Here is a 25,194-nt window from a genome sequence, read left to right on the forward strand (position 1 = left end):
TATTATTTAAATAAAGTGCTTAAAATATGCCCCAAAAATTTACAAGAGGAGAGGGTATTTTATAAATTGACTATTTCTAATTAGAATGAGTAAGCAACACCAACACGGTATTTTGCTTCGCGATCTTTAGAAGATGAGCTGATATCAGAAGACCAAATCTCAGCAAAAGGTTTCCAAGAACCGAACTTGTAGTTTACTTTTAAGCCAGCATCCCATTCCCAGTCATCACTATTATAAAGAAGTACGTTATCCAAAGATTTTACATAGTTTGCTTCGTAAGAAAGGCCAAGCTTAGGTAGAGATTCAATTTTGTAAGAACCCGTCAGTGTAACTTTAGACTTTTGAGCTGATTCTAAACGCTCGCCAGTTTCAGAATCTTTGTCACCAAATTGTGTGTGGTTGCGGAAATCAGCATATTCATGACGGTAACGAATTGCGGTCGTTAAACCCATGTCTGCTTTATAGCCAACGCGGAACTGAGGTTTGTAAGTGACTTTTTTCATCTTCCAGTCACCGCCGTTGTAGTTCGGCTCATCCCAGTCCCAAGCGATCGGCATACCAACTTGTAGATACCAGTTGTTATCGACTTTGTAAGTTGCTGTATTTTCTACTTCCATACCGTAAATATACCAATTGCCGTCATAGAAGCTTCTACTGTTTGCTGATTTAACTTCGCCAGAATCTGCGTCGTAGTAAGAATCGTCAGTATGGAATTTAACTTCAAGGCCCGTTGAGTGCTTCCACTTATCTGACAGTTTAAAGCTTTCACCTAACTTCACTCGGTGTTGATGGCGAGCGTCTACGTGAGCCGTGTCGCCATTTGTTTTTGTATAATCCGTCGCAGCACGATACTCGTAACGATAATCAAGAGATGCACCAGTAGCTGTGCCCGCTAAAAGAGTACATGCAACAGCTGCAGAAATTTTTGTAACAGAATTCATACCTTTGTCTCACTATTATTTTTTTATTCTGGATACATCCAATGTACCCGTGGCTCACAAACCAATACCTTACATGGTATTAAATTAATGTATGACAAATATGGTATTTATTATTGAGTCAGATTTCTGTGAGATCTATCAAAAAGTTCTGACTAATGGCCCAAATATATAGCTAAATGTTATGAATATCTCAATTTAGGGCTTGTGTATTAAATCAATCATGACGTACTTCTCATATTCACAAACCTTAGAAACTCACTTTTTTGCATGTGTTAAAATAATACAAATATTAAGTGTTTCTATATGTTAATAATGATGATTTTAACCATCGTGGCTTAAACATAGGGAGCATGTTGAGAGGCATAAATATAAACCATAGCCAGATGTTTAATAAAAGTTACAAAATGGCTAAATGTAAATTCTATTTATCGGTTGGCTTATTTAAGTCGAAGAGAAAATATTTAGTACTAATTCGTGTTCAAAAGTGGTTTCTGTACTGAGTGTGTACTCGGTATCTGTTAACAATAAAGGATGAGTCATGTTTAAGAAAAACATATTAGCAGTGGCGCTATTAGCGACTGTACCAATGGTTACTTTCGCAAATAACGGTGTTTCTTCCCCCGTACCTGCCGATAAATTCGATATGCATAATTGGAAAATAACCATACCTTCAGATATTAATGAAGATGGTCGTGTTGATGAAATAGAAGGGGTAGCCATGATGAGCTACTCACATAGTGATTTCTTCCATCTTGATAAAGACGGCAACCTTGTATTTGAAGTGCAGAACCAAGCGATTACGACGAAAAACTCGAAGAATGCGCGTTCTGAATTACGACAAATGCCAAGAGGCGCAGATTTCTCTATCGATACGGCTGATAAAGGAAACCAGTGGGCACTGTCGAGTCACCCAGCGGCTAGTGAATACAGTGCTGTTGGCGGAACATTAGAAGCGACATTAAAAGTTAATCACGTCTCAGTTAACGCTAAGTTCCCAGAAAAGTACCCAGCTCACTCGGTGGTTGTTGGTCAGATTCATGCTAAAAAACACAACGAGCTAATCAAAGCTGGAACCGGTTATGGGCATGGTAATGAACCACTAAAGATCTTCTATAAGAAGTTTCCTGACCAAGAAATGGGTTCAGTATTTTGGAACTATGAGCGTAACCTAGAGAAAAAAGATCCTAACCGTGCCGATATAGCTTACCCTGTTTGGGGTAACACTTGGGAAAACCCAGCGGAACCGGGTGAAGCAGGCATTGCTCTTGGTGAAGAGTTTAGCTACAAAGTGGAAGTGAAAGGCACCATGATGTACCTAACGTTTGAAACAGAACGTCACGATACGGTTAAGTATGAAATCGATCTGAGCAAGGGTATTGATGAGCTTGATTCACCAACGGGTTATGCTGAAGATGATTTCTATTACAAAGCGGGCGCATACGGCCAATGTAGCGTGAGCGATTCTCACCCTGTATGGGGGCCAGGTTGTGGCGGTACTGGCGATTTCGCTGTCGATAAAAAGAATGGCGACTATAACAGTGTGACTTTCTCGGCACTAAAGTTGAACGGCAAATAGTACATAAGGCTAGTTAGAAACAGGCCTTAAGGAATGTTTTCGAAGACCACTGAACCGAATGTTGAGTGGTCTTTTTGTTTTCTATGAGATTTAAGATGAGCCGGGTATCAGCGAGAGTACAATGAAGCTTACCAATGAACGGTACAGCTGAAACAATACAACCTTGTCAAAAGACAAGGTTGTAATCAGAAAGCGTAGAAAGATTTTAGGACGGCGACTCGATACCGGACTTAGTCATACATCAACTCTTTAGCTTTGTCGGCATCAAACTCCTTTAGAGACTTTCGAGCTAAGTGACGGAATGGGAAAGCTTTAACGACTTCTTCGAATGGTTGGATAGCAAAGGCCCAAAAGATAGAGCCATCTAAACCAAAGATGATCAATGCACACAATGGAATTGAAATTACCCATTGACCAGTAAAGTTGATTTTGAAGACTGCGGTCGTTTTTCCTAGTGCTCTTAATACATTCCCATGAACCGTGTTGTAGCCACGGACAATCGGCAAGAAGATGTAGAGTGGGGCGATAACGGCCAATGCTTGATAGGTAGACTCATCCAAGTTCGGGTAAATGTCACCAATGACCAGACTTAATCCTGCGAACAAGATTGCACACACAAAAGAAATGACGACCGCAATATCAATACTGGTATCGACGTTTTTGACTAGGTCATCCATCTTTTTAGAGCCAATCGCTTGGCTGATAGTAATTGCGGAAGAGTGAGCCCAAGCGGTAATAAATTGAGAGACAGCCCTAATCCAAGGCATCACCAAAGTAATCGCTACGTAAGCGTTGATGTTAAGTTGCGAATACAACAATTGATATATCGTTGCGCCAATCAAAAGCATGGTCACGTTCGCTGCTACAGGGAATATTTCGATAAAGTGACGGCGAACGTTGGTAAAGAATTCAGAGCGCTGAGCGTCTAATTTGAGTGAAATCGCTGAGCTTAAATGCACGCACAAAACCAAATACAGCAAGCGGATCGTTATTGCAATAATGCTGCCTAATGCAGCGCCTTGTACTCCAATCCCTTCAAAATTAGAAAAACCATGAATCAGCACATATGAGAGTACAGCATTGATAGGCAGTTCAATTAAGTAACCTTTGAATGGGACTTTAGTTCTGCCTAGCGCATTAAATAAAGCAATGATCACCTGCGTTAACGCGGTAAAAATAACGATGTATTTCGAGATGTCTAGATAGCGGCTGATTTCTAAGTGAAGGGAAGCGTCATCTGTTAAAGCTTGAATCAAGGGTTGTTCGAAAAAAGTAAGTAGAAGCCAAAATAGTGTTGCTACGCCAAGGTTGATAAATAACCCTGCCCAAAATGCTTTAGATAATGATGCGGCGATGCCAGAGCCCACTGCGCGGCTTAATACTAACTGAGTACCGTTTGCCAGCGCCATTTGAATTCCCAGTACAAAGGCAACGATAGTCGTCGCAATCCCCATTGCAGCTAAAGGGATTTCACCAAGAGGAGAGACAAGCAGTGTGTCGATCATCAACATCGACTGCATCAAGATACCGTTTAAGGCGAGGGGCCAGGCGAGAGAGAAATTTTTCCTTACGTACGATTGTGAAGACACAAACAACACCTTATGTGTATAACCGTAAGCTTTCTCTGAGGTGGCGGAGTAGAGCGTTTAAAGAAGAAAACACTACGGTAGTTGATGGTTAAAAAATGGGTGCTAAAACAAGACTGACTTGTGTCTTTGAAAAACAAGTCAGTTTGGTTAATCTCGGTTATGCGATGGCTAATTCAACCCTAGAGAGCTTTTGGTTCTCATCGTCTAGCAGGACTTGAGAAGCAATTCGAGCTTGCTTGGCATCGCCAGACATTATTGCGTCGTAAATCGCTTTGTGTTCTTCTAAACAGAAGCGACCGCCTTCAGCGGAGTGGTCGATAAACTGCTTGAAGATAGTCGACAGAATGTTCGCGAATGGAATGTAAAATTGATTACCTGTCGATAAGAAAATCGTTTGGTGAAACAGGTGATCGTTGGTCGTCCACTCTTCATAATCGAAGCTATTTGCTGCGATGGTCATTTTCTGGAAAAGAATCGAAAGCTCTTTGCGTTGCTCTACAGTTGCATTGGTTGCAGCGAGCGCACACGCTTCCGGGTCAATCGCTTTTCTTAAGCCTAAAAATTGAGACAAGAAGGGTTTAGTATCTTCTAAATCTTGGATCCAGTACAGCAATTGCGGGTCCAAGAAGTGCCACTGTGTTCTCGGTTTGATACGAGTGCCCACTTTTGGCTTCGACTCGATTAAACCTTTTGCCGAAAGTAGCTTAGTTGATTCTCGAAGGGCAGTTCTGCTCACTCCAAAGATTTCGCACAGCTCCATTTCGCTGGGTAACTTTTGATTTTCTTCTAACTCGCCTGACAAGATCTTGCGAGCAATTTGTCTCGCCACTTGAACATGAATTCGGCGGCTTGAATCTTCCACCAATGTAAATATTGACATTTAAACCACCTGAAATTGAAACTTTGAAAACACTAAAAGCCAGACGAATCTGGTGTTTAGTGTCAGTGTATACGTCGAATTTAGTGTGAGGTTTTCCCTCATCTACTCGGGTCTGTTAACCTTATATAGTGTGGCGAACTTAAATCGCTGAGTGAGCTTATATAAACCAGCTAACTAGGGCGTTATTTGTCCGCCGTTAACATCTAGGATTTGACCTGTGATGTAACCGCTGCAAGCATGTGAGGCAAAGAAAGCAAAAGTAGGTGCTACTTCTTCAATACTGCCAAAGCGACCCATAGGGATATTGCTAGCAATGGTCGACTTTAGCTCATCGCTTTTGCCGTCATGAAATGCGGTATCGATAGTGCCTGGTGAAACTATGTTGAAACGGATATTGTCTTTAGCAAATTCTTTTACCCAGTTCCGATGGATATCGTGTAACCAAGCTTTCGATGCGGCATATACACCAGCACCCACACCACCACCTTCACGAGCGGCAATCGAACCCGTGCTAATAACACTCGATGTTTGGCCAGACTCTGCGGCAGACGCACGTAAGTGAGGAATAGAGAACTTGGTTGTCATCAGCGCAGAGCGAACATTAAGGTTCATTACGCGCTCATAAAACTCATCATCGATATTTTCTAGATTGGCGCGACCACCAAGGCCACCGGCGTTGTTAATCAACACGTCCATGCCACCAAAATGATCAGTGAACTCTTTGACTAACCTTTCGCACTCTAATGTGTCCATTAGGTTTGCAGGAAAAAAGGCAACATCGCCACCCAGTGCGGTAAGTTCAGATAGAACGTCATCGACTTTTGGGCTGAAAGCACGACTATTGATGCCGATTTTTGCGCCGTATTTTGCAAAGACACGTGCGGTAGCTAAACCCATACCAGCAGTAGAGCCAGTAATTAGAATGCGTTTGCCTTTTAAATCGTTAAACATCAGAGCCGCCTATATTGTAGATTATTCACGCCAATAAATCATACAATAACACTTGCTATATTCAAGGGTGTTTATCTAAAAACGGGTTATTACCGACATAAATAGTGAGAGTAAGGGTGGTTTTGTGAGTTCACGCATACATTGAAATAGTAAATGAGAACTATTTGTATGAATTAATAGGTTGAATTGGTTTTATAAACCTAAAGATGAGCAGGTTTGTGAAATATTGCTCCAACCTTTACTGGTAGTGACCTCACGTTATTCTGATGCTGTGTTGGTGAAGATATAAATCAGTGCTATAGTCCGAGTTAAATAATACATATCTAATCGGTAAGTAGACACATGGCTGGCTCTTTCAATTCTATTTCAGGCTCTAAGCGAAGCCTTCATGTGCAAGTTGCACGTGAAATCGCCCGTGGTATTTTGTCGGGCAATTTGCCTCAAGGTTCTATTATCCCTGGTGAGATGGCTCTGTGTGAGCAATTTGGTATCAGTAGAACAGCATTAAGAGAAGCGGTTAAGCTTCTGACTTCAAAAGGCCTATTAGAATCTCGTCCTAAGATCGGTACTCGCGTTGTTGACCGTGCATTCTGGAACTTCTTAGATCCACAATTGATCGAATGGATGGACGGTTTGGCCGATACAGACCAATTCTGTCATCAGTTTTTGGGTTTACGCCGCGCGATTGAACCAGAAGCGTGTGCTTTAGCTGCTCAGTTCGCGAGTGCAGAACAACGCATTGAGCTGTCTGGTATTTTCCAACAAATGGTAGAAATTTCTAGCGAAGAAACGCTTGATCAAGAGCGTTGGCTAGATATCGACATGAAGTTCCATAGCCTGATCTTCAATGCAACAGGTAACGACTTCTATCTTCCATTTGGTAACATCTTAACGACCATGTTTGTTAACTTTATTTCTCACTCTTCTGAAGAGGGAAGTACTTGTATTAACGAACACCGCCAGATTTATGAAGCAATCATGGCAGGTAATAGTGACAAAGCACGCCACGCGTCAGCAAGTCACCTGTTAGAAACAAACCACAGATTACCAGCCGCTAGTTAATTGTTTTCACTGTTATTTTAGCTTTGATCGTTTTGCATTCGAGAGGGCATTCTCGTAAAACTAGGGTAGTCAAAGTTAAAATTACGGTTATTCAAAAGCTAATTTCAGCAGTGACCTCTAAAAAGCACGTTCCATACGTGCTTTTTTTGCATCCAAATTTGATGAAAACCTGACTGGTGTCCAATATTTAATCTATTATTTGCTGTTTCGTTAAAAGCACTAGTAACCAGTATTTTAAGTTATATAATAATACTAATTAAATTATTGTGAGTGTGATTATGCCCCAGTCTCTACTGCCAAATATTCTTCAATTCATAGGTCAAATCGACCCATTCGATAAAATCCCTAAACAAGCACTTCGCGAACTTGCCTCTAACGTGCAAATTACTTATCTCGGCAAGGGAGATGTGGTCGATTTGTGTGAGTCTGGGAAGGAAAAATCGCTCTATATCATTCGAACGGGCTCTATGGAGCAACGAAAATCGGATGGTGTGCTTCGTGCCCGTCTAGGCAGTGAAGATTTGTTTGGCTTTACGTTCTTAGATTCTGAAGTCAACGACGAAAAAGGCTATAGAGCTGTCTCAATCGAAAACACTTTACTTTATGTGATTCCACACTCGGCACTTCAAACGCTTTTCAAAGCCTTTCCAAGTTGCGCAGAACACTTTGCTTCACAGGCGCAGGTTCGCTTGAAGTCGGCACTGGATGTGGTCTGGTCGAATAAAGAGAAAGGCCTGTTCATTCGTAAAGTTGAGGAAGTGGCAAGCGGGCAGGTGGCAATTGTTAAGTCTGAGCAAACCATCCAGTCGGTTGCGGTTGAAATGCTTCATCAACGCTCACCGTGTGCCGTGATCTATGAAGGTGAAACCATTGTTGGTTTGATCACCGACCGAGACATGACTAAGCGAGTGATTGCCCACGGCGTGAGTACTGATAGCCTGATCTCAGAGGTAATGACGCACTCTCCACTTACTGTAAAACCGGATGATCTGGTGCTGCATGCGGCCTCTATCATGATGCAATTTAATATCCGTAACTTGCCCGTTGTGAAAGAGAATAAGGTCGTTGGTCTTCTTACTACGTCTCATTTGGTTCAAAACCACCGTGTTCAAGCGATATTCTTGATCGAGAAAATCAAATACGCGGGCAGCGTGAAAACCATGTCTTCGTTCACCTCAGAGCGACAAGCTATTTTTGAAGCGCTGGTGGAAGGTAAAGTGGCGCCTGAAACCGTCGGCAAGGTAATGACCATGATTATGGACGCCTACACCCGTCGATTGATTCAAATAGCGATTGATAAGTTAGGCCCACCACCGTGTGATTTCTCTTGGATCGTAGCCGGATCGCACGCACGTAATGAAGTGCATATGTTGTCGGACCAAGACAGCGCGATTGTTCTTGCTGACGATGCAACCGACAGTGACCGTATTTACTTCAAACACTTATCGATGATGGTGACCAACGGCTTAGCAAGCTGTCACTACCCATTATGTCCAGGTAAATTCATGGCTGCGACGCCAAAATGGTGTCAGCCACTCAGTGTATGGAAGCACTACTACAAGAAGTGGGTGGCTAACCCAGAGTACGAACGCTTGCTTAATATCAGTGTGTTCCTAGAAATTCGTACTATCTACGGCAACAGTGAGTTCGAAGGTATTCTGCGCGATGAGCTGCATAGCAATATTCGCGGTAACCGTGAGTTTTTAAGCACGCTAGTGAAAGACGCGGTCAATACCAACCCGCCACTTGGCATCTTCAATAGCTTAGTGCTAGAGAAGTCAGGTGAGAATAAGAAAACGTTGAACGTGAAGAAGTACGCGATCAACTTGATTATCGACTTAGCGCGTATTTATGGCCTTGCTGTGGAGTGCGATTTGTCGGCGACTGACGAACGTTTCGCTGCTGCCAATGAAAAAGGCATGCTGAGCGACGATGCATTCAAGAACATTCTGGGTGCTTACCAGTTCATTCTCTCTTTCCGTTTTGGCCATCAACTTGAAGCGCTGAAGAACGGGGATGTGCCTGACAACAACATCAACCCAGATAGCTTTGGTAGCTTTGAGCGTAAACACTTGAAAGATGCCTTTAGGATCATTGCTGACCTTCAAGAAGCGGCGAAAATTCGTTTCGGAGCACGTTAATGAAGCTATGTTCAACTAATAAATGTTTAAAACGAATGCTAAACTATTTTCACCCGCTTGAACGAATTAAACGCAAGCGTAAGCAATATTTGGGTACGGTTAAGCTGCCAGAAGCGTTACATGATCTGGTAGAACAGCCTTGTCCTGAAATGACGGATTTGGCCAAAGACAGCGACTATATCGTGTTGGATCTCGAAACCACAGGCTTAGACAGCGAACAAGATCTTATCTTGTCTATGGGATGGGTCGATGTGGTGAAAGGACGAATCGATTTGGCTTCTGCCAAGCATATCTACCTGAACAATGATTCTCAGATTAACGCTGAAACTGCGGTGATTAACCACATCACACCACAGATGCTGGAAGAGGGCGCATCTATTCATGATGCGATGCTCGCTTTCTTCGAAGCAGCGAAAGGCAAGATTATCGTCGCGCACGCGTGTGTAGTCGAAGAGAAGTTCATTAGCCAATACATTCTTCGCTGCTACGGTTTAAGAGCGATTCCTCTGCTTTGGCTTGATACCTTGTGTATTGAGAAAAGCATGGAGAAAGCGATCAGCAATCATGAAGAAGTCGATTTAACCTTGGCAGGGACTCGCGAAAGGTACGGGCTTCCTGAGTACAACAGCCACAATGCATTAGCCGATGCCGTTTCGACAGCGGAATTGTTTTTGGCTCAGCAGAAGCGAGTTGTGCCTAACGATAATGTGACCGTTGCCTTTCTCTATCGGATTAGTCACTAGGAAAAAGAGCTGCAAGTGCGCGGCTCTTATTTTACTGATTTTAAAGGAAAAAAAGCCAGCGATTAAGCTGGCTTTTGTTTAGGTCTTAGAAAATTAGGACAGTAATTATCTTAGATTATTCATGTAGCTATCGATTAGAAGCTGTAAGTAATACCTACACGGCTACGTAGTTGACGGCTTGAGTCACACACCGTATCACTTGTACATTGAACGTTGCCAAATTCTACGTATGGGCGCCAGCTCCAATCTGCTTCTTTGTAGCCGATCTTCATGTTGTAGTCCCACTCGTACTCGCCGTTGTTACCCATTTTCCATTCGTCATTAAAGAAATCTTCTTTGTAGTTTGCTTCAAAGCCAAACTGCCAAGCGTTCCAGTTGTAATCGATATTACCCGTAATTTTACCGGCATTTAATGAGTCGTGTTGCTTACCATCAAGGCCTGTTGAAGTTTTACCTGATGCATAATTGCGGAACTCATGGCGGTAACGAAGTTTCGTTGTTACACCTGAATCAAATTTGTATTGAACACGTACTTGCGGTTTGTAAGTTACCGCTTCATCACCGAAAGTAATCGGCATTGAAGTTGTTACACGCCAGTTGTTATCGAATTTGAAGTGGTAGCCGTATTCAAATTCGTTATCACCACGTTGAAGTTCGCTTAGGTTACCCTTGTGCTTCATTTCTACGCCGTAGTAATGATTACCTGTGCTACCACCAATTTTCACTCGACCAGCCCATTCTTCCGAATCGTGCTTGTACTCTTCACGAAAATCTAGTGATGCCGCAGACACGCTGCCTGCAAAAAGAGTTGCTAATACTGCAAGCGTTACTTTATTCGTTTTTATCATTTTATTGTTTCCACTGTATCTAAATAAAAAATGGTTAATAAAGGACCAACGTTGAGCCCTTTGTTGTATTGGGATTAAAGTTTTGGGTAAAGTCGTTCTACGTCGCGCTGAGCCCATATTTCCGCTAAGTTCTTTTTCATTGTGAACTTGCTAAAGTCTGTCTAAGTTGCCAGTTTCACCATTCAGGGTTTTCCCTAGCAACGCCGGCTTTTAGGTAAAGCGGAGTTATACGCTCAATGCGATGACGTTTGTTTTCGTGTGTAGGGTTACTCTTTCTTTTGAATTAAAATACTACAAATATGCTAGCGATTAGAATGGTGAGGTTCTGTGAATTAGATCGTGTTGTCATGATAAAACCACTATTTACAAAGGGTTACAAAGTTAGGGTTTGAATTAAGCCTTTGTTTTTTAATGGTTATTTTTCAGGTTATGTTGATTTTCTGAGTTTTGTCTATCAATAAATGTGCGCTACAGCAAAAAATTGAATCTTTAGTTGTCATTTTTATTTGTAATACATTATTATTTAATAACTTTATGTGGCAACTCATATCGTCAGTACGTTAAACAGGTGCACATGCATCTGTATGGTTTTAGGTAGTGATTCTGTCGGTTAGTTTTAAGTGACTACCGACGTGAATGGATGAACTTATGGTTCATAGCTGCATTGGGATGATGGTTTTAGGGCTAAGGCTTTGTTTAAAAGCGAAGATAGTCTAAAAGTTAACATACCTAAAAGTACGATGTATTTGCCGTGAGGGGATAAAAAGCCTCAATCAAAAAAGGTTTGAAGTGTAGTAGGCAAGGCAGTTACATAGCCTGCTATAGAGATCGGAGTTAGAACGATTGGATATAGTCGCTCTAAACTGATGAAAAAGAAGAAATCGTTGAAGTGCTTGTAAGAGCATTTTGATTATTGCTCCCAACTATTCTAATTATAACTTCTGCTTTCATCTAGAAAGGTAGGAGATGGTAGTCGAAGATCTACCCTTGCGCTCATGTTGATACAGGCAACATGAGCGTTTTTTTATTTGAAATTTGAGTAGAGAGTCGTGTGCGGCTCAATAAGCGTGTAAACCGCGGCTTAAGAATAGGCTTTTAGGTTGATGACAACACGCTCAAGTGAGTCTGTTACAGCATCAAAGCCACGAACATTCACGCTTAATCACATGAATGTTCGTTTCCCTTCTCTTCTCTTCTCTTGTCTCTTAGTTGCAGACGTGTAGCTGCAAACTTTAACAGCAGGCGTTTAGTTATATCAAAGAGCTCCGTGAGAGCTGTTCTTGAGGCTTAGCTTTCTGTAGGCATCCACACCTGTTTAGAGGTGACTTTGTGATCTTTAAAGGTCAGTTCTTCCACTTTGTCACCGTTAGTATTCCAGCGAGTAAGTTTTCCGTTCGCGACTTCACCTTCATCAAACTTCGCTTGGCTGGCCTTATTACCGTTCGGGTAGTAGTCCGTTACCAATCCATCTTTTTGTCCGTCGCTGTATTCAGCTGTCAAGCTTTGTTCCCCATTGGGATACCAGCGAGAGGCGGTGCCTGATAGTTCATTGTCTTTATAATTGAGTTCTGCTTTTTTCTGTCCGTTTGGATACCAGGTTTCAGCTTTGCCTTGCAGTTCACCTTTTACGTAATTCACTTTAGAAGCGACTTGGCCATTCGGATACCAGTTAGTTTCTAGCCCAAGTTCTAAGCCATCGGCAAACTGAGCTTGGGTCGCGACTTGGCCGTTATCGAACTTCTCTTCAAATTGACCAGTGAAAGGTTTTGAATGGTTTACTTGGTAAGCCACGCCTTTACGCATCTGTAAGTAGTCAACAGCATCTTCACGCGGTGTTGCTGCATAGCTCATAGAAGATACCGTACTAAGAGCAATTAAGATTGGAACGTATTTCTTCATAATGACACCTTTTTATTGGACGGGGAAAGTGTAACGGGTGTGTTAAAAGCATTTCACTTCCGTGTATCCCTGTCAGTATCTAATAGTGGTTTTCAAGTTTTCATTATTGGCTGCCTAATATAGGGAACTTTTAAAAGCAAATTATCGATCTTATTTGTACTACAAATATATTGGTTTAATTCATTTTTATAAATTATATCTAACGATATTTTTGCTGCTCTTCTTTAAGCTTTGATCGTCAAGAATAATAGTTTTTAACGATTAATCTTCGATTTTTAGAGACTTTGTTCATATTTTTCGGGGTTTTGGTCGAAATTTAGTGCGGATAACTGCACTGACTTGAGGAATTGCGCTCCTAGGTGGTGCAACTTTGAACTCGATCACTTGTATGATTAATTGGGTGTCAGACTGTAAGATCATTGTCACGCATTTGGATTATTGTAGTACAAATATACTTGCCATTTATTTATAGTGACCTCAACAAAAAAACATAAATAAAAGGTCTAACGATGGAACTCAATACCCTGATAGTTGGCATCTACTTCCTATTCTTAATTGCGATAGGGTGGATGTTTCGAACGTTTACAAGTACGACAAGTGATTACTTCCGTGGGGGAGGTAATATGCTGTGGTGGATGGTAGGTGCAACCGCATTTATGACCCAGTTCAGTGCTTGGACATTTACTGGTGCAGCAGGTAAAGCCTTTACCGATGGCTTTGCCGTAGCGATTATCTTCATCGCGAACGCATTCGGTTACCTAATGAACTACCTTTACTTCGCTCCGAAGTTCCGTCAACTGCGTGTTGTGACGGTAATTGAAGCGATTCGTATGCGTTTTGGTAAGGTGAATGAGCAAGTATTTACTTGGTCTGGTATGCCAAACAGCGTTATCTCTGCAGGTATTTGGTTGAATGGTCTAGCAATCATCGCATCGGGTATCTTCGGCTTTGATATGACAACGACGATTGTCCTAACGGGTCTGGTTGTACTAGTAATGTCAGTAACAGGCGGCTCTTGGGCGGTAATCGCATCTGACTTTATGCAGATGGTTATCATCATGGCGGTAACGGTGACGTGTGCTGTGGTTGCGATTTACCACGGTGGCGGCGTTACGCAGATCGTTAACGACTTCCCAACAGATTCATTCATTACGGGTGATAACCTGAACTACATGAGCATCTTCAGCATCTGGGCTGTGTTCATCTTCTTAAAGCAGTTCAGCATCACCAACAACATGCTTAACTCTTACCGCTACCTTGCTGCGAAAGATTCAAATAACGCACGTAAAGCAGCTCTACTTGCTTGTGTACTAATGACGCTTGGTCCAATCATCTGGTTCATGCCTTCTTGGTTCATGGCAGGTCAAGGTGTTGATTTAGCAGCAGCTTACCCAGAAGCTGGCAGCAAAGCCGCTGACTTCGCTTACCTTTACTTCGTTCAAGAATACATGCCTGCAGGTATGGTTGGCCTTCTGATTGCCGCTATGTTCGCAGCAACAATGTCTTCAATGGACTCAGGTCTAAACCGTAACTCAGGTATCTTCGTTAAGAACTTCTACGAGCCGATTCTTCGTCCTAAAGCGACAGAGAAAGAGCTAATGGTTGTTTCTAAACTAACGTCTACCTTCTTCGGTATCGCGATCATCTTGGTTGCTCTGTTCATCAACTCTCTTAAAGGTCTGAGCCTTTTCGACACCATGATGTACGTGGGCGCATTGATCGGCTTCCCAATGACAATTCCAGCATTCTGTGGCTTCTTCATCCGTAAAACACCGGATTGGGCAGGTTGGGGCACGCTAGTTGTAGGTGGTGTGGTTTCTTACTTCGTTGGTTTCGTTATCACTGCGGACATGATTCAAAACTGGTTCGGTCTAAATGAACTAACTGGCCGTGAGTGGGCTGACCTGAAAGTGGCTATCGGCCTTATCGGTCACATCATATTTACTGCTGGCTTCTTTGTTCTTTCAACACTGTTCTACAAGCCTCTTGCTGAGCACCGTGAGAAAGACGTAGACAAGTTCTTCAACAACCTAGCGACGCCACTAGTTGCTGAAAGTAATGAACAGAAGAAACTGGATAACAAGCAACGTCGTATGTTGGGTTCACTTATCGCGGTAGCGGGTGTGGGCGTAATGACTATGTTCGTACTGCCAAACCCAATGTGGGGACGCATGGTATTCGTTCTGTGTGGCTTGATTGTGTTCTCTGTTGGTCTGTTACTTGTTAAAGCAGTCGATGACAAAGTCGAGCAACAAGACGAAGTGACTCCAGCCGAAGGCTAATTTAATACGCATCCTAAATAACATCACGGCCACCTGAACGGGTGGTCGTCATTTTTATAATCCAAACTTTAATGTGAGATGTACGATGAACAAAAAACTATTATCGGTAAGCATTATTAGCGCGTTCGCACTCGCTTTTGCAACAGGCTGTACAACACAAGAAAAAACAGCACCCGTAGTCAGTGTCGCTGAACAAGCTACGCCTGCTGTTAGCGAAATTGACCGTAGTTACCTATTGAGCAGTGACCGCTTAACAGAGGTAGATGGCGACACTTTAGCCGTTGCTTCGGAAGAGCAAGTGGCTGCGCTTAAAGCACAATTTGAAAACCTAAAAGATGGCGACGAACTGGTGATCCCTGCCGGTAAATACGCGAACTTAGGTCAAGTGACGATCACGGCGAATGACATCACTATCAAGGCCGAGCAAGCAGGTTCTGCGTGGATCACTGGTTTGATTCAGTTTGAACTGAAAGGTGATGACATCACGCTTGATGGCTTGGTATTTACTGAGGGCGGTCCTAACGAACGCTTTGGCGCAGTTCGTATGATGGGTAATGGCAATACGCTTCAAAACTCAACATTCTACTACTTCAACCACGATTACACGTACGAGCCAGACGAGCGTCGTTCTGAGTATCCAAAGTATCTTTGGGTTTCTCTATGGGGTAAAGACGGCAAAGTCATCAACAACCGTTTCGAAGGTAAGCAAAAACGCGGCACTTTGATTGGTGTGCAAAAAGATGACACAGCAGACAACCACCTGATCGCAAACAACATCTTCATGGACCAAAAGCCTAACCAGTTCAACGAATTCGACATTAAAGAAGCGATTCGTTACAACGGCAACAGCTGGGAAGCGATCCGTATTGGTGATTCTAAATCTTCACAGTGGGATTCAAGTTCTAAGTTCGTGAACAACCTAATGATCGATATGGATGGTGAGCGTGAGCTTATCTCGATTAAGTCGGGCGACAACACGATCTCAGGCAACACGATCTTCCAAAGTGCAGCTCTTATTTCACTGCGCCACGGTAAAGGCAACACAGTTGAGAACAACATGATTCTTGGCAATGGAAAGCGCCTAACGGGCGGCATTCGTATCTACGATGAAGATCATGTGATTCGCAATAACTACATTGCCAACACTCGTGGTCGTGATGGTGTGATTGAAGGCAACGCTGATCTACGTGGCGGCATTGTTATTAACACGGGCATCATCGACGTAGCGAATGGTGAGCAGCTAGATCAATCGGTGAAAGGCAAAGAGCTTAATAAGCAGTGGACACCGAAAAACATCACGATCGAGAATAACTCTCTAGTTGATACTGAGTGGGGCATTGTTTACGGCAACCAAAGTCACCGTGTAAGCCTGTTCAACAACGCAGAAGTGGAAGGCATTTATGCGGGTGTTGATGTGGCGTTTAAACACAATGTGGTTGATAACTCGCAGTCACCTGAATTTGTAAGTGTCCGTGCAACGCAAGACTTCCCATTAGTTGGCGCAACCTACACAGACGAAACTTACGTAGGTCAAGTAACGGATTCTGAACTGATCGAAGGCTACTCGGTTGAGCTACCAAAAGTCGTTGTAGAAAATGGCATTAACGCTTACCAAGGTGAAGGCGCAGACGTGTCTAAACTTGCGGTTGTGACAGCTGAAACAGCGGGTCCAGACTACGTGCTTGAGAATACGACTAAGTAATTTATTAGTTAATGGCTAATGGCTAATGGCTAAAGGTTAATGGCTTGAGCTACCAAATCAATTCACGATAGCTGTCCTGACCATAACACTTAAAAAGCCTCAACAGATAATGTCTGTTGAGGCTTTATCGATCTTAGGTCGTGATCATCTCAATCTTACGTCGAGACTACTGTGATTTATACTTATGCAGTAGATCCCAAGGGATATGACATAAGTGGTGATCTTCAGGGAAGTGACTTAAGTGATGCTGGTGGATGTCGTCGCTGGCAACATAATTGGTCAACGGCAACACCTCAACAGCGATACGGTCGGCATCATCTCTTGAAGAAATATAGTGCTTAGCTTCGGTTAAGTGTTCTGCATTAGTGCTGTATACACCTGTGCGGTATTTCTCTCCGACATCGACACCTTGTTTATTCAAGCTGTAAGGGTCGATAATCTCAAACAAGTGTTCCATCAAAATCGTGACTGACGTGATGTTTGGATCAAATTCAATTTGTACGCACTCCGCGTAGCCATTGTAATCGCTTTGTGTGCCGTCGCTTTGTGTCGTTTTGTTCTCTGTTGGCTGGGCGCTTCCATTAGCACGGCCTGCTTCTGTGCTGATAACACCAGGAACGTACTTAATAAATTCTTGTACACCCCACAAGCAGCCGCCAGCTAAATAAATTTGTTCCATACTTCTCTTTGAGCTCTCTGTGTTTGTTGATGTTCGTTAGGTACCCGAATCAATACGATGATACCCGTACGTATAAAAAAGCGTCTATAAAAATGAGCGCGCAAATAAAAACAAGCGTTTAGGCATTGTAAACCGGTGCGACTGAACAAACATAAGTTTAATATGATTTGTGATTATATAAGTCAGTATTGCTTTGTCATCAACTCGAATCTCAACATCAAGTGAGCGTTACTCTAAACATGTTTGATCAAATAAAAGACTTCATTAATCCGAGCAAGAACCCAGACTTGACTCAGGCTCATGAATATCAGCGCAAGCATCTTCCTACATTGTGGCTGTTGGGCAAAACGGGGGCGGGCAAGTCATCGTTTATTCAAGCGGTCACGGGCGACTCTTCTGTAGAAGTGGGCAATGGTTTTGCGCCTTGTACCATGACGGCGATGTCGTATGAGTTTCCGCAAGACAAACCCGTGATGAGGTTTCTTGATACCAGAGGACTCAGCGAAGCGAATTACGATGCGAAAGAGGATTTGGAAGAGATTGGTCAGGCAGGTAATGCGTTAGTCGTTGTAATGAAAGCCGACGAACCTGAACAATCCGCTGTGCTTACGGCTCTAAAACAGATTAAGAAACAGAAGAAGATTAAACACTTGTTGCTGCTTCATACGGCGGTGTTGTCTTCCAGTGAACCAGATCGAGCAAGGCAAATTCAGTTCAACAGCAACCAAGTAGAGAAGGCTTGGGGTAAAGAGTTTGAATCGGTAGCGGTCGATTTCGAAACGGATGACAACGCTATGTCTAACAGCGAAGCGGTTTACAACTATGACATCTTGTTAGAAAAGCTGAGCAGTATTCTTCCGGTGATAGGAATGATGGTGCAAGACAAAGAACATTCCACGCAAGAAGAAGCCAACTTTGATCAAGTAGAAAACGAAGTGCTTTGGTATGCAGGAAGTGCCGCAGCGAGTGACCTGATTCCGGGTGTTGGTTTGGTGTCGGTACCTGCGATTCAAGCCAAAATGCTTCACAGCTTGGCCAATCAATATGGGGTCGAATGGAATAAGAGAGTCTTTAGTGAGTTGATAGGCACTCTGGGAAGCAGCTTTGCTTTGCAATACGGAATGAAGCTGGGCACTCGACAGTTGATAAAGCTGATTCCAGTTTATGGTCAAACGGTAGGTGCGGTGGCTGCAGCGGCAATGAGTTTCGGCACCTCTTATGGTTTAGGTCGCGCGGCTTGTTTTTACTTCTATCATAAGAACAAAGGTGAAGAAGTGTCTGAACAAGAGATGCAGAAGATCTACAAAGAATCTCTGAAAAAAGGAAAGGCGGCGTCGGGTTATGAAGAAAATTAGAAACCTATTTCGATTACTGGCGGTGCTATCGAGCGGACGCTGGGGCATTGCCCTGATGTCGGCGATCTTCCCAAGCATTATCATGATGGTTTTTGGTGTCTTCTTGGCGATCAAATACGGTTATCTACTCGAAATGTCGATTGCCATTGCCGTGAGTACCTTGGTGTTCACCATTCCTTTATTCATTTCTAGCCGTTCTTCAAGCCGCTCTTCAAATAAAGAGTCTTTCTCGAATAAAGAGAGTGGCGGCCTTGGCGAGGATACTGCTGAAGCTGAATCACAGCATAAAAAAGCTGATATCAACGATGCATTGGTTAAGGCTTCGGCTGATTGGTCTCAAAAAGAACTGTCGATCTGGAATGATTCAAAACACCATGTACGCCAACAATTAATGGTCGACATAGAGTGGGGTAACCTAGACCAAACCGGTTTAGAGGTACTTGAATTTGTTGCGAAAAAGTTTGATAAGAAATCACTCGATTTTTCGATTCCTGAAGGGCTAAAGCTGTTCGAAGAGGTCAGCCGACGCTACAAGTTGGTAGTGCGAGAGCATATCCCCGGCATTGAGTATCTCAAGGTTTCTTACATCAAAGCGGGCTACGAAGCCTACGATAAATACGGTGAGCTAGGGCAGAAGATCGTTAAGGCCGCTATTTGGGGGAATCACCTCAAAAACCTCTATTTGAACCCGCTAAAAGTTGTTTCTGATTTAGGGAGAGAGCAAGCGACATCTTCAATGACAAGAGGTGTGGTTGATGACATGCAATACGCCGCCAAACAAGCCTTATTAGATGAAGTTGCGGCGGTGGCGATTGATCTCTATAGCGGACGTTTCAGCATTGAAGATGAAGCATTGAAAGCGTCCGATGTGTCTGAACTCGACGAACAACGCTTTGCTCCAGAGTTAGAGCCCGTGCGAATCGTGCTGGTGGGGCAAACGAGCTCTGGTAAATCTTCACTGATTAATGCCCTTAAGCAAGAGCTGGTTGCCGAAGTGGATGTACTGCCATCAACCGACACTTCAACGGTTTACAACGCGTTTGTCGACGACAATGATGTTCGCGTGGTTGATCTTCAAGGGCTTGATGGCAATCCTAAAACCGAAGCCTTAATGCTGAAAGAGATGACCCAAGCCGATGTGGTGTTATGGGTGCTTAAAGCTAATCAATCTGCGCGTGATTTGGATAAGCAATTGAAAGATAGATTTGATGCTTTCTATGACGATCCTAACAACATCTCACGCAAGAAGCCGATTGTGGTGTCGGTTGTGAATCAGGTAGACCGATTAAAGCCTGTAGACGATTGGCAACCGCCGTATGACTTAGAGAATCCAACATCGACCAAAGCGAAGATCATTGCTCAAGCGCTCGAATACAATCATATATTGCTGCAAACCGATATCGTGTTACCGCTGGCGATTGCGCCAGAAAAGGTACAGTTTGGTTTAGATACTTTAAGGCAGACGTTGATCGAGCGTATCGCTGACGCAAATAACGTTCAGAGAAATCGCCAACGTTTAGAAGCCATGAAAAGAGGCTCGTCGGTTAAAGGCCAACTGAATAAAGCAGTCAAAGTGGGTAAGAAGGTGGCACCCAGCGCATTGAAAGCGGCGACACCAAAACTGGCTGAAATGGCCATCAAGCAAGCCGTGAAGAAGAAGTAAGTCATTCACTGCGAATACGGTTCTGGTGAGGTTTGAGCCTCATCAGAATTTATCTTTTCTAGATCGGCGAGTTTTGGATCTTGGCTTTATTAGATGATGGCTTTTTTAGAAAACAGCTATCTTCGCCCCTTATTAGAGAAGTGTTGATTTCAAAAGGGATTTGATATTATTAAGGTTCTCGCTGAACTAGTTTAATAGTATATAAACAGCTGTGATTCACATTTTATATAACACGCTATCGTATTTAATCATCATTCTAAATATTGATCACATTTATACTTTTTTAAGCTGTATTTATAAAACAATTGCACTATATTTAAACTTCGGATCATCTTGATTTCAACGTAGGGATATATTGTGAACATGTATCTGAAATGGCAATCAACAACTTGGCTAACCTTGTTAGCTTGGTATACCTTAGATCACCAACTCTCGTTCCACCTTTCTTCAGAGTAGTACCCTCTAGGCGTCACGCGCCAGCAAAGCAGCGAGCTTTGTTTACCTATCAGCAGCTTTGATAACCTTTGAACGTATGAATGTCGCACTTATTATTCCGTGTAGGGTATTCGTTTTTTGTCGTTCTCGCTAATTATCTTAGCCTCTGTTTAGGTTTGATTAATAAGTCATTATTTAATTTGTTTATTTTCACTGTTAATTTTCTGTGTATCTTTATGCGGAACTATTAATTTAATAGTGAGGACTCGTGACATCTAAAGAAAATACATTTCGACCTGATCGGAATGTATTGAAAGGTATTATTATGGAAAACTTCAAACATCTACCAGAACCGTTTCGTATTCGTGTTGTAGAGCCAGTAAAAAGAACAACTCGCGCCTATCGTGAACAAGCCATTGTCGACGCGGGCATGAACCCATTTTTGCTCGACAGTGATGATGTGTTTATCGACTTACTGACAGACAGCGGAACAGGATCTATCACTCAGCGTATGCAAGCCGCGATGTTAATGGGTGATGAAGCTTACAGTGGTAGCCGCAGTTACTACGCATTGTCGAATGCGGTTAAGGATATCTTCGGTTACGAGTTGACGATTCCAACACACCAAGGACGCGGTGCAGAGCAGATCTACATTCCGGTTCTTATTAAGAAGCGTGAAATGGAGAAAGGGCTCGATCGCAGCAAAATGGTCGCCTTGTCGAACTACTTCTTCGATACAACACAAGGCCACACCCAAGTGAATTGCTGTGTGGCGAAGAACGTTTATACCAAAGAAGCGTTCGATACCTCAGTGAACGCGGATTTCAAAGGCAACTTCGATGTGGTGAAGCTGGAAGAAGCGATCTTAGAAGCGGGCGCAGCCAATGTTCCCTACATTGTGAGCACCATTACTTGTAACTCTGCTGGTGGACAGCCAGTGTCTATCGCCAATCTAAAAGCCGTGTATGAAATCGCTCAGAAGTACGATATTCCTGTGATCATGGACTCGGCACGCTACGCAGAAAATGCCTACTTCATTCAACAACGTGAAGCGGGTTATCAGGATTGGACAATCGAACAGATCACGCGTGAGTCTTACAAATACGCGGATGGTTTAGCTATGTCTGCCAAGAAAGATGCCATGGTACAAATGGGCGGCTTGTTGTGCTTTAAAGACGACGCTTTCATGGATGTGTACACAGAGTGTCGAACCTTGTGTGTGGTGCAAGAGGGCTTCCCAACCTATGGTGGCTTAGAAGGTGGCGCGATGGAGCGTCTTGCGGTTGGCCTTTATGACGGCATGCGCCAAGATTGGTTAGAGTACCGTATTGGCCAGGTTCAATACCTTGTTGATGGCTTAGAAGCGATGGGCATCGTGTGCCAGCAAGCAGGCGGTCATGCTGCGTTTGTCGATGCGGGTAAATTGCTGCCTCATATCCCGGCTGGTCAGTTTCCCGCACATGCTTTGGCGTGCGAACTCTATAAAGTCGCGGGTATCAGAGCGGTTGAGATTGGGTCTTTGCTGCAAGGACGCGACCCAGCAACAGGTGAACAACACCCATGTCCTGCTGAGTTGTTGCGCCTTACCATTCCTCGCGCGACCTACACACAAACACACATGGACTTCATTATCGAAGCATTCGAAAAAGTGAAAGAGAATGCAGGACAAGTGAAAGGGCTCGATTTTACCTACGAGCCGCCGGTGTTAAGACACTTCACTGCGCGCTTGAAAGAGGTAGAGACCAGCGAGAAACAAACAGAAAAAAAGAACGAACAAACGCTCGAAGAAGCATTTTAAAATAAAAACATAAGCGAATAGTCACTAGAACCCTAATCAAAGGCTCCCTCGGGAGCCTTTTCTTTTTTTGGATGGTAGGGGAGTTAGGCAGTTAAGCCTTTAAGTAGTTAACCCGTTAAAAGCTGAACTACGCTTGTTTGTTTTTCAGGGTAGACTTCAACATTTGGAATAACCACTGATTCAAAGGTGCGTCTTTTTGCGAGCGGCGGCAGCTCATCACATAGCTCACATCTATGGTTCATGTTCGATTGTTAAAGTTACTCCAACAAAAACACAGATACCAAACGAACAAAGAATTAGAAATACAACGAGGTGATGTATGAACAAGTTAATCGCACTTGGATTGATGGCTTTGTCTATGAACACGGCTTTCGCGGCTGACGGTACTTATGCGAGTACTCTCGATATGATGAGAAGCGAAGGCAATCAAGTAAAGGCTGAGCGTGTTGAATCTGATCCAGTGCTTGAAGGAAGAAATGAAGCGTCTAACGGCTGAATCCAATTCCACAAGAGCGTCGATCAAGACCAAACGATCCAGCTTACAGGTCGTCGTGATTAACGTTAAAGATGTGCTTACCATTGTCATGAGAAATGCTGCGCCCTCGGGTGCAGCATTTTTCGTTATTGGGTTGTGGAGTATTTTATAAACTCTAGCGATCTAGCCTTGGCATGTTGTGTAACGTCTGGCATTTTGTTGTTCTCTAATTTAGATCGCTATTGGGTGTTGGTTAAGCATTACAAACCAGTAAGCGAACGACTCGAAAGGACAAGGAATGACTCAAAAAGAAACGGGAATGATTCGTCATATTCTACTGATTAAGTTTAATGAAAACGCTGAAGCTTCAGAGGTTCAAAAACTAAAGATGCTGTTTGAAGCGATGCCAAACAAGGTTGAAGGGGTCACTTCAGTAGAATGGGGATTAAATGACAGCCCTGAAAACAAGAATCAAGGTTATACCCACTCGGTGTTAATGACATTCGCCGATGAAGAAGGCCGCCAGAATTACCTTCCGCACCCTGAGCATAATGCGCTGAAAGATGTGTTTCGTCCGCTTTTAGAAGACATCATTGTGTTTGATTACTCCCTGTAATTAGGTTCTGAGTAGGTCTGTTGTGTTTGACTTACCTTCGATAATGAAGAGTTAGGGCCTAGCGTTTAAGCCCTAACTAAATAAGAAACGACTTACTCTGTTGGTGAAATCGTGACTGGTGCAAACGATGCGACAGCATTTCCGCCTGCGCCCGGACGGTCTACATAAGGTGTGTTCTGCATTAAGGTGTAGTACACATCCACGAAGTCATCATCATTCACTAATACACCATCAGGAATCACATCGATAATCTTGCCTGTGATCTGAGGGATGATCGCATAACCTTGAACTTCTGGATCAGGAATCATCTTCAGTATCTCTTCTGCGGCTTGAACCAAGAGTTTTGCTAGCGCTTTGTAGTCTGTGCCATCATCGTGTTCCATTAAGATCATGTCTGCAGCGCCCCAACGGTAGCGAGGCCAGAAGATGACGGTCTGGTTCGGGTAGTACGTCTGTTTGTCGTAGTCCAGATAAGGCATCTCAACGAGGTCGATTTGGGGCTCTAAACGACTTGAATCGACACCCGTCACGATAGCGTAGATTTCCGCTTTACCAGAGATCCAAGGTTCTTGGTCGACGGCTAAACGGATTTTGGTTAATTGTGTAGTATTCAACGGCTCAGGTTCCGACAAGGCCATCGAGCGACGAGCCCTGTTCATCAAAGACGATTTTTGAGGTTTACTCTCGTCGGCATTGGTATCGCTAACGGCATTGATTTGCGTTGTAGTACCCAGCTTTTGCATCTCTGCCTGCATCGCCATTAGGCCTGCTTTGAGCTCTTCTGCGCCGTTACTATCAACCACAAACACTGGGACGTCTGGCATTTGGTACACATCTAATTCATGAACCTGTCCGTACACGTCATACGCTTCAATGTACTGCCAATTCGAATCATCGCCTGATGGTTCAAATGCAAACAGCGGGTTTTCACCATTCTTCCAAGCTTCGATCATCGCTTCATCAGCCATGCGAACCTCTAACACAGAGTCGCTGAAGTCGTTGATCCCTTTCATCTTGCGATAACCAAGATCCGCTTTCTGCATCCGGCTTGAAAATGCAGAGTAGGGCTGAGTAGAGTTCAATTTATCTACAGGCGCGGATAAGTTCTTTTCTGAGATCTGAGCCTTCAATGAATGTTCAAGAACGGAATAACGCTCGCTGATTTGTAACGCCAAAGATTGCTTTTGCGCAGCGCTACTTTCTGCAATACCTAATGAATCAGTTGTCTCAATATTTTGCGCAAAAGACTGGAAGCCAACCACTGTCGTTGCAAGCACCATACTGATAGAAATAGATGGTCTCATAAATAATCCTTATTTTAATTTTTATCATTAATAGAGCTTTTGCCCTATAAGGATTAACCTATCAGTAACGTGAATGTGTTCAAAAGTTAGTCAGTTATTTTTGTTTCGTTGTGCAGCACAGGATCTCAATTTAAACTGTTTTTATAAAACAATGCCTAAGTAACCTTGATATTTATAAATTAATAGACGTATCAGTAAATAACTTACAATATTATTAACTACTAGGGTGCGTCATAAAAAACCTACTCAAAGTGA

18 protein-coding genes and 2 pseudogenes are annotated in these 25,194 nt (G+C 43.2%); 11 read left to right on the forward strand and 9 right to left on the reverse strand.

Annotated elements, in window-relative coordinates; all coding sequences use genetic code 11:
- Positions 1-80 precede the first annotated feature (80 nt).
- Complete coding sequence (locus AB6E54_RS15690) at positions 81-941, reverse strand: oligogalacturonate-specific porin KdgM family protein (protein ID WP_102332122.1); 861 nt, start codon at positions 939-941, stop codon at positions 81-83.
- A gap of 538 nt (positions 942-1,479) precedes the next feature.
- Between AB6E54_RS15690 and AB6E54_RS15695 the strand changes: the two genes are divergently transcribed.
- Positions 1,480-2,517, forward strand: a complete 1,038-nt coding sequence (locus tag AB6E54_RS15695) for a polysaccharide lyase family 7 protein (RefSeq protein ID WP_102332123.1) — start codon at positions 1,480-1,482, stop codon at positions 2,515-2,517.
- 230 nt (positions 2,518-2,747) lie between these two features.
- On the opposite strand, the gene AB6E54_RS15700 is transcribed toward AB6E54_RS15695, so the two are convergent.
- The 3 genes from AB6E54_RS15700 to AB6E54_RS15710 form a co-directional block, all read right to left on the reverse strand.
- On the reverse strand, positions 2,748-4,115 hold the full coding sequence (locus tag AB6E54_RS15700) for an MATE family efflux transporter (RefSeq protein WP_080582237.1): 1,368 nt from the start codon (positions 4,113-4,115) through the stop codon (positions 2,748-2,750).
- Positions 4,116-4,263: 148 nt separating this feature from the next.
- Entirely contained in the window at positions 4,264-4,986 is a 723-nt protein-coding gene (locus AB6E54_RS15705; RefSeq protein ID WP_017063624.1) for a FadR/GntR family transcriptional regulator, read from the reverse strand.
- 174 nt (positions 4,987-5,160) lie between these two features.
- Positions 5,161-5,937: an SDR family NAD(P)-dependent oxidoreductase gene (locus tag AB6E54_RS15710; RefSeq protein ID WP_102332124.1), complete on the reverse strand. Its 777-nt coding sequence runs from the start codon at positions 5,935-5,937 to the stop codon at positions 5,161-5,163.
- 342 nt (positions 5,938-6,279) lie between these two features.
- On the opposite strand from AB6E54_RS15710, the gene AB6E54_RS15715 reads away from it, so the two are divergent.
- From AB6E54_RS15715 to AB6E54_RS15725, 3 genes are all read left to right on the forward strand, one after another.
- Complete coding sequence (locus tag AB6E54_RS15715) at positions 6,280-6,999, forward strand: FadR/GntR family transcriptional regulator (protein WP_017072471.1); 720 nt, start codon at positions 6,280-6,282, stop codon at positions 6,997-6,999.
- Between the two features lie 278 nt (positions 7,000-7,277).
- The gene (locus AB6E54_RS15720) at positions 7,278-9,140 is read left to right on the forward strand and encodes a DUF294 nucleotidyltransferase-like domain-containing protein (RefSeq protein WP_102332125.1); all 1,863 of its coding nucleotides are present in this window, start codon (positions 7,278-7,280) and stop codon (positions 9,138-9,140) included.
- Positions 9,140-9,883: a 3'-5' exonuclease gene (locus AB6E54_RS15725; protein ID WP_102332126.1), complete on the forward strand. Its 744-nt coding sequence runs from the start codon at positions 9,140-9,142 to the stop codon at positions 9,881-9,883. Before AB6E54_RS15720 ends, AB6E54_RS15725 begins: the two co-directional genes overlap by 1 nt.
- A 134-nt stretch (positions 9,884-10,017) precedes the next feature.
- Here the strand turns inward: AB6E54_RS15725 and AB6E54_RS15730 are convergent, their stop codons facing one another.
- Positions 10,018-10,731: an oligogalacturonate-specific porin KdgM family protein gene (locus tag AB6E54_RS15730; protein WP_010438391.1), complete on the reverse strand. Its 714-nt coding sequence runs from the start codon at positions 10,729-10,731 to the stop codon at positions 10,018-10,020.
- A 1,287-nt stretch (positions 10,732-12,018) separates the two neighbouring features.
- Positions 12,019-12,630 carry a toxin-antitoxin system YwqK family antitoxin gene (locus AB6E54_RS15735; RefSeq protein ID WP_017061462.1) on the reverse strand — a complete coding sequence of 204 codons (612 nt, stop codon included), beginning with the start codon at positions 12,628-12,630 and terminating at the stop codon, positions 12,019-12,021.
- Positions 12,631-13,139: 509 nt separating this feature from the next.
- On the opposite strand from AB6E54_RS15735, the gene AB6E54_RS15740 reads away from it, so the two are divergent.
- The gene (locus tag AB6E54_RS15740; RefSeq protein ID WP_017061461.1) at positions 13,140-14,912 is read left to right on the forward strand and encodes a sodium:solute symporter family transporter; all 1,773 of its coding nucleotides are present in this window, start codon (positions 13,140-13,142) and stop codon (positions 14,910-14,912) included.
- Positions 14,913-14,997: 85 nt separating this feature from the next.
- On the forward strand, positions 14,998-16,614 hold the full coding sequence (locus AB6E54_RS15745) for a polysaccharide lyase 6 family protein (RefSeq protein WP_372106159.1): 1,617 nt from the start codon (positions 14,998-15,000) through the stop codon (positions 16,612-16,614).
- 166 nt (positions 16,615-16,780) lie between these two features.
- Here the strand turns inward: AB6E54_RS15745 and AB6E54_RS15750 are convergent, their stop codons facing one another.
- The gene (locus AB6E54_RS15750) at positions 16,781-17,293 is read right to left on the reverse strand and encodes a peptide-methionine (S)-S-oxide reductase (protein WP_017063632.1); all 513 of its coding nucleotides are present in this window, start codon (positions 17,291-17,293) and stop codon (positions 16,781-16,783) included.
- 239 nt (positions 17,294-17,532) lie between these two features.
- On the opposite strand from AB6E54_RS15750, the gene AB6E54_RS15755 reads away from it, so the two are divergent.
- From AB6E54_RS15755 to tnaA, 3 genes are all read left to right on the forward strand, one after another.
- A complete protein-coding gene (locus tag AB6E54_RS15755; RefSeq protein ID WP_372135675.1) occupies positions 17,533-18,648 on the forward strand; it encodes a YcjF family protein in 1,116 nt (371 codons plus the stop codon).
- Positions 18,635-20,311, forward strand: coding sequence for a GTPase family protein (locus AB6E54_RS15760; protein ID WP_372106161.1), 1,677 nt, complete (start codon positions 18,635-18,637; stop codon positions 20,309-20,311). Before AB6E54_RS15755 ends, AB6E54_RS15760 begins: the two co-directional genes overlap by 14 nt.
- Positions 20,312-21,071: 760 nt before the next feature.
- Positions 21,072-22,544 carry a tryptophanase gene (gene tnaA, locus AB6E54_RS15765; RefSeq protein ID WP_102394496.1) on the forward strand — a complete coding sequence of 491 codons (1,473 nt, stop codon included), beginning with the start codon at positions 21,072-21,074 and terminating at the stop codon, positions 22,542-22,544.
- A 127-nt stretch (positions 22,545-22,671) separates the two neighbouring features.
- Here tnaA and AB6E54_RS15770 read toward each other — a convergent pair.
- Positions 22,672-22,782 (reverse strand): annotated as a pseudogene (locus tag AB6E54_RS15770) (LysR family transcriptional regulator); the annotation flags it as partial.
- A gap of 81 nt (positions 22,783-22,863) precedes the next feature.
- On the opposite strand from AB6E54_RS15770, the pseudogene AB6E54_RS15775 reads away from it, so the two are divergent.
- Positions 22,864-23,103, forward strand: a pseudogene (locus tag AB6E54_RS15775) (hypothetical protein).
- A gap of 214 nt (positions 23,104-23,317) precedes the next feature.
- Positions 23,318-23,635 carry a Dabb family protein gene (locus tag AB6E54_RS15780; protein WP_372106162.1) on the forward strand — a complete coding sequence of 106 codons (318 nt, stop codon included), beginning with the start codon at positions 23,318-23,320 and terminating at the stop codon, positions 23,633-23,635.
- Positions 23,636-23,727: 92 nt separating this feature from the next.
- Here the strand turns inward: AB6E54_RS15780 and AB6E54_RS15785 are convergent, their stop codons facing one another.
- Complete coding sequence (locus tag AB6E54_RS15785; RefSeq protein WP_108109883.1) at positions 23,728-24,939, reverse strand: DUF3103 domain-containing protein; 1,212 nt, start codon at positions 24,937-24,939, stop codon at positions 23,728-23,730.
- Between the last annotated feature and the right edge of the window lie 255 nt (positions 24,940-25,194).

The organism is Vibrio sp. 10N.247.311.49, assembly GCF_041467655.1.
Classification (GTDB): domain Bacteria; phylum Pseudomonadota; class Gammaproteobacteria; order Enterobacterales; family Vibrionaceae; genus Vibrio; species Vibrio crassostreae_C.